This is a genomic window from Sphaerisporangium melleum (assembly GCF_014646695.1).
Lineage (GTDB): Bacteria > Actinomycetota > Actinomycetes > Streptosporangiales > Streptosporangiaceae > Sphaerisporangium > Sphaerisporangium melleum.
In genome coordinates this window covers 51,164-59,133 of sequence record NZ_BMNT01000019.1, presented here as the reverse complement: position 1 = coordinate 59,133, position 7,970 = coordinate 51,164, and the positions used below count along the sequence as shown (strand labels likewise).

Annotated in this window: 8 protein-coding genes; all 8 read right to left on the bottom strand. The window is 74.4% G+C overall.

All coding sequences use genetic code 11. The annotated features are described in order from the left end of the window. Nucleotides 1-215: hypothetical protein (locus IEY93_RS17950; RefSeq protein ID WP_189164231.1), on the bottom strand; the 215-nt coding region annotated here is incomplete at its 3' end. Next, on the bottom strand, nucleotides 212-679 hold the full coding sequence (locus IEY93_RS17945) for an Asp23/Gls24 family envelope stress response protein (RefSeq protein ID WP_189164321.1): 468 nt from the start codon (nucleotides 677-679) through the stop codon (nucleotides 212-214). The genes IEY93_RS17950 and IEY93_RS17945, both read right to left, overlap by 4 nt. A 133-nt stretch (nucleotides 680-812) precedes the next feature. Beyond that, nucleotides 813-2,615: an ATP-binding cassette domain-containing protein gene (locus IEY93_RS17940; RefSeq protein ID WP_189164230.1), complete on the bottom strand. Its 1,803-nt coding sequence runs from the start codon at nucleotides 2,613-2,615 to the stop codon at nucleotides 813-815. Further along, a complete protein-coding gene (locus IEY93_RS17935) occupies nucleotides 2,612-4,543 on the bottom strand; it encodes an ATP-binding cassette domain-containing protein (RefSeq protein ID WP_229691236.1) in 1,932 nt (643 codons plus the stop codon). Before IEY93_RS17935 ends, IEY93_RS17940 begins: the two co-directional genes overlap by 4 nt. Before the next feature lie 79 nt (nucleotides 4,544-4,622). After that, complete coding sequence (locus IEY93_RS17930; RefSeq protein ID WP_189164319.1) at nucleotides 4,623-4,748, bottom strand: SapB/AmfS family lanthipeptide; 126 nt, start codon at nucleotides 4,746-4,748, stop codon at nucleotides 4,623-4,625. A gap of 63 nt (nucleotides 4,749-4,811) precedes the next feature. Beyond that, a complete protein-coding gene (locus IEY93_RS17925; protein WP_203968687.1) occupies nucleotides 4,812-4,937 on the bottom strand; it encodes a SapB/AmfS family lanthipeptide in 126 nt (41 codons plus the stop codon). A gap of 41 nt (nucleotides 4,938-4,978) precedes the next feature. Next, nucleotides 4,979-5,104 carry a SapB/AmfS family lanthipeptide gene (locus tag IEY93_RS17920; protein ID WP_189164228.1) on the bottom strand — a complete coding sequence of 42 codons (126 nt, stop codon included), beginning with the start codon at nucleotides 5,102-5,104 and terminating at the stop codon, nucleotides 4,979-4,981. A 6-nt stretch (nucleotides 5,105-5,110) separates the two neighbouring features. Then, nucleotides 5,111-7,801, bottom strand: a complete 2,691-nt coding sequence (lanKC, locus tag IEY93_RS17915) for a class III lanthionine synthetase LanKC (protein ID WP_203968678.1) — start codon at nucleotides 7,799-7,801, stop codon at nucleotides 5,111-5,113. Nucleotides 7,802-7,970 lie beyond the last annotated feature (169 nt).

Below are 7,970 nucleotides of genomic sequence, written 5' to 3'. Positions count from 1 at the left end.
GCCACCTCCACGAGCGGCCGGCCGTATCGGGCGACCACGGCGATCTCCACCTCGGCGTCGCGCACGGCGACGCCCGCGACCGCGCGCCCCGCGAGGTAGGTCGCCACCCGGCCGCCGGCCATCGCGGCGACGTCCGGGCAGCCCCGGACCGCCTGGGCGATGCCGTCGGCCAGGCGTTCCACCTCGGGCCCGTGGCGGACCGCGGGAGAGGTCATCGGACCCGGGCCTCCTGCGGCTCGGCGGACTCCTCACCGGGCAGGTGGAGGTCGTCCACGGTGATGTTGACCTCGGTGACCTCCAGGCCGCACATGTTCTCCACCGCGTCGATCACGTTGCGGCGTACTCCGGCGGCGAGGTCGGGGATGGACACCCCGTACTCGACGATCACGTCCAGGTCGGCGGCGGCCTGGCGCTCGCCGACCTCGACGACGACGCCCTGCGTGCTCGCCGCGCCACCGCCTCCGGTCAGCGCCTCGCGCATCGCGCCCAGTGCCCGCGACATCCCGGCGCCGAGGGCGTACACGCCGTTGACCTGGCGGGCCGCCATGCCGGCGATCTTGGCCACCACGTTGTCGGCGATCGTCGTCCTGCCGTGCTCGCTGAGGAGCTCGGCGTTGCCCCGGTGCGCCGATGGCCGGGTCTGCGCCACGTCGGTGCCCTGGGCCTTGGTCTGGTTCATCTGTGTGCTCACCTTGGCGTCCTCCGTTCCCGCAGGACCGGCCTGCGTCGCCGTATAGGAAGGCCACAACCGGCGTAAGTGAGGACGTACCCGTAAACAAGGAGATATATGGCGATTTGCGGCAAATGTCTGGTTATCTGGACGTGTGGCGCAGGCCGGCCACCGGCGTACGGACCTGCGCGTGCCCCGTCCCGTCCCAGTGGCCCGTCAAGTCCCGGTAGAGCCCCGAGGCGGCCAGCATCTCCTCGTGCGTCCCCACCTGGGCCCGGTTGCCGTCCATCACCAGCACCCGCCGCGCGCGCAGCGCGGAGGTGAGGCGATGCGCGATCACGATGAGGGTGCCGCCCCGCGCGGCGAACGCCTCCTCGGCGCGCGCCTCGGCGGCCGGGTCCAGGTGGCAGGTCGCCTCGTCCAGCAGCACCAGCCGTGCCGGAGACAGGTAGGCGCGGGTGAGCGCGATGAGCTGCCGCTCCCCGGACGACAGCTCGCCCGGATCCACCTCGTCGTCGTAGCCGCCGAGCCTGCCGGCCAGCTCTACCATGCCGACCGCCTCGGCGGCCCGGTCGAGATCCGCCTGCGAGGGGTCGTCCGCAAGGTAGGCCAGGTTGTCGCGCAGCGTGCCGCGGAACACGTACGCCTCCTGCGGGATGAGCACCCGAGCGCGGCGCAGGGCCGCCGGGCCGAGCTCCCCGACCGGGACGCCGCCTATGAGCACCTGCCCGGCGTCCGGCCGCAGCACCCCGGCCACCAGCGCCGCCACGGTCGACTTGCCGATGCCGCTCGGCCCGACGACGGCCAGGTGGTCGCCGTCCGGCACCGCCAGGTCCAGATCACCGACCACCGGGTCGGCGCCGGGCCCGTACGCGAAGCGCACCCCGCGCAGCCGCAGCGCCGAGCCGGGCGGAGGCCCCGCGTCGCCGGTCGTGGCCGGTGGCCGGGCGCTGGTGGCCGAGATCCGCTGGAGCGCGGTCATCAGCCGCACGCCGTTCACCCCCGCGCCCTGCACCAGGCCGCCCAGAGCGGGGGTCAGCGACTGCGCCACGTAGGTGAGCGTGCCGAGGATCATCCCGGCGGTCGCGCCCTGCCGCACCAGGGCCGGCGCGGCGACCAGCACCAGCAGGATCGGCAGCCAGCCGCCTATGGCGAGCGCGACGGTGCGCACGGCGGTGAGCCGGGCCAGCGCGCGGGCGGCCCGTGCCTGCCGTTCGACGTCCAGCCCCGCCGCCGCGGCCACGCGTTCCTCGGCGCCGCACGCCGTCACGTCGCGCAGCCCGTCCACCACCCCGGCCAGCGACGCGGCCGTGCGCTCCTCGGCCAGGATCAGCGTCCGCTGCGCCCGGGCCATGGCCGGCAGCGAGATCGCGAACAGCGCCAGCCCGGCGGCGAGCGGCAGCAGCACCAGCGGGAGCACGGCGCCCATCAGCGTCAGCACGCCGAACACCACTCCGGTCACCGAGAACAGGAACGACCGGACCACGGCGATCACCGAGCCGAACGCGTCGCGGGCCAGCTCCACCTGACGGGTCAGCCGGGCGACCGCGGCGTTGTCCGGCCGGGTGCCGAGCGCGGCCGCCCGGTGCAGCGTGCCGTCCACCACATGGCGCAGCAGCTCGTCGCGGAACGGTTCCACGATGCCCGCGAGCGCCAGCAGCCCCTGCCGCGCGCCCAGGGCCCCCACCAGCCAGGCCGCCGCCAGCACGCCCAGCCAGCCGAGACCGGTCAGCGGGCGGCCCGCGGCGAAGCCGTCGTCCAGGGCGTGGGCGATGGCCTGTCCCGCGGCGAACGATGGCGCCGCCTCGGCGAACGACCAGCACAGCAGCCGCACCAGATGACCCCGGCGCTCGCGCAGCGCCCGCCGCGGCACCTCCCAGACACGCGACGGCGTGCCGCTCTCCCCGTGGCCGGGGGGCCGCCGGCGCACCCGCAGGGCCTTCATTCCCGCTCCGCCGCGGCGACCGTGAACACGGCCCGGTAGCCGGGGTCGCGCCACAGCGCCTGGTGCGTGCCGCGCCCCTTGACCTGCCCTTCCTCCAGCCACACCACGAGGTCGGCGCGCGCCGCCGTCGCGGCCCGGTGCGCGACGATCAGCCGGGTGCGGTCGCGCAGCTCCTCGGTCAGGGCGCGGGCGACCTGGTACTCGGTGACGGTGTCCAGGCTGGAGGTCGCGTCGTCCAGGATCAGCAGCCGCCCGCCGTGGGCGAACGCCCTGGCCAGCCCGATGCGCTGGCGCTCGCCCCCCGACATCGGGGCGTCGTCGACGAGCGTGTCGTAGGAGCGGGGCAGCCTGCGGACGAACGGGTCGGCCGCGGCGGCCCGGGCGGCGGCCCGGGCCGCGCCGTCCGGCCGGCCCACGGCGATCGCCTCGCCGATCGTGGCGCCGAACAGCACGGGCCGCTCGAAGGCGTACCCGACGGCCTCCCGCAGGGCGTCGTGGGCGAGCCGGGGGAGCGGCATCCCGTCCAGCAGCACCTCGCCCTCGTCGGGGTCCACCAGCCGGCCGGCCACCGCGGCGAGCAGGGACTTCCCGCTGCCGGACCGGCCCACGACGGCCAGCGCGGCGCCGCCGGGCACGGTGAGGCTCACCCCGCGCAGCGCGGGCCGCCCGTCCACGCGCACGGTGACGTCCCGCAGCTCCAGCCGCCCCCGCTCGGCGTGGCCGGCGCCGGTCGGCAGGCCCAGACCCGAGGACAGAGGGCGCGGGTCGTCGACGTCCCGTCCGGCGAGGTTCCGGTGGGCGGCGTCCTTGCCGACGCCGTTCCGATGATCACCGGCGTCCCGCCCGGCAGTGCCACGACGACCGGCGTCGCCGGTGGCGGGCAGATGCGCCTCGCCGTACGCGGGAACGGGATGGCCGAGGACCTCACGGACCCGGCGGGCCGCCGAGCGGGCCCGGCCGAGCCGGTTGAGCTGGCCGAGCGCCGCGCCGATGCCCGCGCCCAGCACGGCGTACCGGGCGGCGGCGAACAGTTCGCCGGTGCTCATCTCGCCTGCGGCCAGGCGGACACCGCTCACCCCGATGACGGCGATCTCCAGCAGCGGCACGGCGAGGGCCGCCTGGACGCCCGCCCGGGCGTTGACCCGCCACAGGGCCATGCCGTGCGTGCGCAGCCGGGCCAGCGGCGCGAGCACCCGGTGGACCTCCCGCTCCTCGGTGCCCGCGGCGGCGATGGTGCGCGCCCCGGACAGCGCGTCGATGAGGCGGGCGGCGATGTCGCTCTGCGCCTGCTGGTAGCCGCCGGCCGCGGCCGTGGTGCCGTGCAGGAAGGCGCGCAGGACGAGCGCGACCAGGGCGAGGCCCGCCGCGAAGGCCAGCGCGGGCCAGATGTCGATGAGGGCGAGCGCGACCAGGGAACCGGCCGCGGGCACCAGCAGGGCCACGGCGGTGATGATCGACTCGGGCGCGGTGCCGACCTCGTCGGTGTTGGCGCCCGCCCGGGTGACCAGGTCGCCGGGGGAGAAGCGCCGGGTGACGGCGGGGCCCGCGCCGAGCAGGTGCCGGACGACGCGCAGCCGCAGCAGGCGCGCCGCCTGGGCGCCGCCCGCGCCGGCCGCGAAGACCGCCACGGCGTCGCACGCGACGAGCACGGTCACCAGGAGCAGGCAGTGCAGCAGCGCGCCGGACGGGATCGTGAGGCCGGCCGCCGTACCGGCGTCCGGCAGGAGCGCGGCCGGGCCGACCAGGTCGTCCACCGCCTCGCCCAGCGCGGCGGGGAGCAGCAGCTCGACGACGGCGCCCGCCAGTGCGGTGACCGCGTACACGGCGGGCCAGTGTCCGCTGCGGCGCAGCACCTGGAAGAGCAGCCCGTCCGCCCCGGGAGGCACCGCGGGCGTCGCCGGCCCGGCCGAGGTCGCCGACGCTGCCAAGGTTTTCCCTCCGGAGATCTCGGGAATGGTCAAGCCTGGAGCGGCCGGGTGAGGGCCGCCCCAGGCTTCAGTGCCGCTGTCAGCCGCAGAGCAGGCTCAGGCTGCTGTTCTCGTGGGGGGTGCAGCCCACGAGGCTCAGGTTGCTGCCGCCACCGCCGTGGCCGCCGCCGGGAAGCTCCATGTCCTGCAGGTCGAGAAGCGCCATGGGGATCACGCCCTTTCTATACGTACGGAGGGTTCGCTGTCCGGGAGATCCGGACGGGAGGGGTCAGCCGCAGAGGATGCTGAGGCTGCTGTTCTCGTGGGGGGTGCAGCCCAGGAGGCTGAGGTTGCTGCCGCCGCCGCCACCGTGGCCGCCGGGGAGCTCCATCTGCTGCAGGTCGAGAAGCGCCATTCGAATCACGCCCTTTTCTTGATGGTTCGTAAGGATGGGGATCAGCCGCAGAGCAGGCTGAGGCTGCTGTTCTCGTGGGGGGTGCAGCCGACGAGGCTGAGGTTGCTGCCGCCGCCGCCGTGCCCGCCGCCGGGGAGCTCCATCTCCTGGAGGTCGAGGAGAGCCATTACCGATCACCTCCTTCCGGTGCTCGTCGGGTCCGCCGGCCCGGCGGGGGCGCCGGGCGGGGAGATCAGGGGGATGGCCACCGGCCGGTCGTGCAGGACGGTGCCGAGGGCGAGCAGGATGCCCGCCGTGCCGGTCGCCAGGTCCATCGACAGCCGCAGCAACTGGTTGCCGGGGAAGGCGAGCCCGCCCGCGTAGGGCATGGCGTGCCAGGCCAGCCGGCGGATCTGCCCGGCCATCTCGGGGGAGGTGGGCCCGGCACCGGGCCGCAGGCCGAGGGCCAGGGCCGCGATCATGCCGGCCCGGCCCGCGAACAGGCCCGACTGCACGTAGTAGTCCAGGGTGGCCACCGGGCCGATGTCGGCGAGCGCCTGCCGCAGGCCCTCGTCGTCGCGGTGGGTCAGATAGCGGGCGAGGACGACGCCGATGCCGGCCGAGCCCTCGTCCAGGTAGGGGTTGGTCCGCCAGCCCTGCTGCACCTGGAGCTGCCCGTCGGAGCGGTGGGTGCAGCGGCGCAGGTCCTGGCGCAGCGCGACCTCGGCGTGGTCCAGCAGCGCGGCGTCGCCGGTGAGCTCGTACGCCCGCAGAAACAGCAGCGCCGGGCCCGAGGAGCCGCGCATCAGCCCGGCGTGCGGGTTGCCGCTGCCGCTGACCTCGGGCACGCTGTCCACCGTTCCGAGGCGGCCGGCCACCATCTCGGTGACCCGCAGGGCGGTCGCGGTCAGCTCGCGCTCGCCGGTCGCGGCGCCGAGGTGCAGCAGGTTGAGTCCGATGCCCGCGAGGCCCGAGTACAGGCTCTGGCCGAGCTGGTCCCACTTCTCCCGCAGGCATGCGGCGGCCAGCTCCAGGGCGTCCTGGCGGCGGCCGAGCGCCTCGAAGGCGTAGGCCACGCCGTGCAGTCCGTCATAGAAGCCCAGGCTGGTGCCGGGTTTGGGGGCCATGGCGCGCTCGCGCAGCCAGCTCTCGTACTCCGGATGGCGCCCGCCGCCGGTCTGGGCGAGCGTGTACAGCACGCCCGCGGCGCCGTTGGCCAGGTTGAGCCCGCCGCCGGGCTGGAACTGCGCGGCGTCACCGGGGAACAGCCGGTCCTGGCGGTCCGGGGTGGCCGAGGCGAGGATGGCGCGGTGCGCCGCCTCGCGGACCGCCGCCCACGGGTCGCGCCCCGGCAGGGGCAGCTCGCGCATCGCCGCCGGGTCCTGCGCCGGGGCGGGAGCCGAGGTGTTCAGCGGGACGGGGGATGCCGCCGTGGCCGAGGCCTGGACCACGGCGGCGGAATCGGGGGCGGTCGAGGAGTCGCCGAGGATCGTGCGGACGGCCTCCTCGAGGAAGGGGCGCGGCACGGGGAAGGTGTCCAGGATCAGTTCCGCCAGGTGGGTGACCTTGGCGCGGTGCAGCGGGATCAGCACGGTGGACATCGGGGCGAACAGGTTCAGCCGCATGCAGGCGAGCGCGTAGCGGTCCGCCGCCACGCCCCGCCGGTCCGGGGGCGGGCAGAAGCCGGGGTGGGCCAGGGTCGGCCGCGCCTGGTCGGTGGCCAGCCCGGCCACCTCGAAATCGATCAGCACGACCCGCTCGTCCTCGACCAGCACGTTGAACGGGTGCAGGTCGCCGAAGACCACGCCCCGCTCGTGCAGCGCGGTCACCGCCCGGTCGACCCGGTCGAGCATGCCGAGAGCCCATTCGGTGTACTCGGCGGCGTCCTCGCGGGTGATGGTGGCCCGGGTCAGCGGGTGGCGGTGCACCGACTCCTGGCTCAGCGTGGTGCCGTCGATGAACTCCTGCACCAGGAAGTGGTGCTCGCCGAGGACGAAGTAGTCGCGCAGCGCCGGCACCACGTCCAGCCCTTCGAGGCGGCGCAGGATGTCGGCCTCGTGGCGGAGGCGGGCGACCGCGTCGCGCCCCGCGGCGTCCAGGCCGGCGTGCGGCCTGGCCTCCTTCAGCACGACCGTCTCCCCGGTGCGGGTGTCCACTCCCTGGTAGACGCCGCCGCCGTTGGAGAAGTGCAGCACCTTCTCGACCTGGTACGGCAGGCCGGCGAGCGTCACCGAGTTGCGGGCCTCAAGGTGCGGGCGCAGGAAGTCCGGCAGGGGCACCCACGAGGGCGGCGAGAACGACGGTCCGCGCCGATCCGGCACCAGGACGCCCTCGTCGTTCTCGATCGCGAGGACCTGCTCGCGGTTCTGCGTCAGGCAGTAGCGTTCGGCGAAGCCGCCGTAGCGCACGTACAGGGGCCCCTCGCCGTAGCGCAGGTCGCTGAGGATGTACGGGCCGCGGACGCCGTGCAGCAGCTCGCCCAGTTCCTTGAGCACCAGCTCCAGCTCGGCCTCGTCCACCGGGTAGATCGTGACCAGCTTGCCGCTGCTGCCGCGTTCGGCGTACTTGGAGTTGAGCATCATGACCACGCGCGGGCCGCGCAGGAACTTGAAGGCGAGCCGGCGGCCGACGCAGTAGTCCCAGACGGTGGCGAGGGTGCGCTCCGCGTCGTCCAGACGGGCCGAGATGTGGATCTTCCACCCCTGCGGAGGGAGGGACCGCTCCTCCGGCATGTAGTGCAGCCAGGTGTCGGTGGCGCGGTGCTGCCATCCGTCCGGGACTTCGCTCCGCGATATGGGGAAGTCTGGATACTTTCCCCGCTGGCTGTCAAGGGTGTCGTAAAACAGTGGATCGGCGAGGCAATAGATCTCGTACCTGTCGATCACGCCCTGCACCCCTCTCGTCATCCGGCGCCGCGTCGCGCTAAGAGGAGGGTTACGGATAGCCCCAGCCGTGCCTAGTGACCGGTCCCATAGTCGTCATGTGCCAATGTCACTATTGTTTTCGTGATAACTGTCATAGTCAGGTGGCTTGACCAGTACTTCTCGCTACTAA

Excerpts from the sequence above, each read along its gene's own strand:
- IEY93_RS17940 (WP_189164230.1), bottom strand. The coding sequence starts at position 2,615 with ATGAAGGCCCTGCGGGTGCGCCGGCGGCCCCCCGGCCACGGGGAGAGC.
- IEY93_RS17930 (WP_189164319.1), bottom strand. The coding sequence starts at position 4,748 with ATGGCGCTTCTCGACCTGCAGGACATGGAGCTTCCCGGCGGCGGCCAC.
- IEY93_RS17945 (WP_189164321.1), bottom strand. The coding sequence starts at position 679 with ATGAACCAGACCAAGGCCCAGGGCACCGACGTGGCGCAGACCCGGCCA.
- IEY93_RS17920 (WP_189164228.1), bottom strand. The coding sequence starts at position 5,104 with ATGGCTCTCCTCGACCTCCAGGAGATGGAGCTCCCCGGCGGCGGGCAC.
- IEY93_RS17925 (WP_203968687.1), bottom strand. The coding sequence starts at position 4,937 with ATGGCGCTTCTCGACCTGCAGCAGATGGAGCTCCCCGGCGGCCACGGT.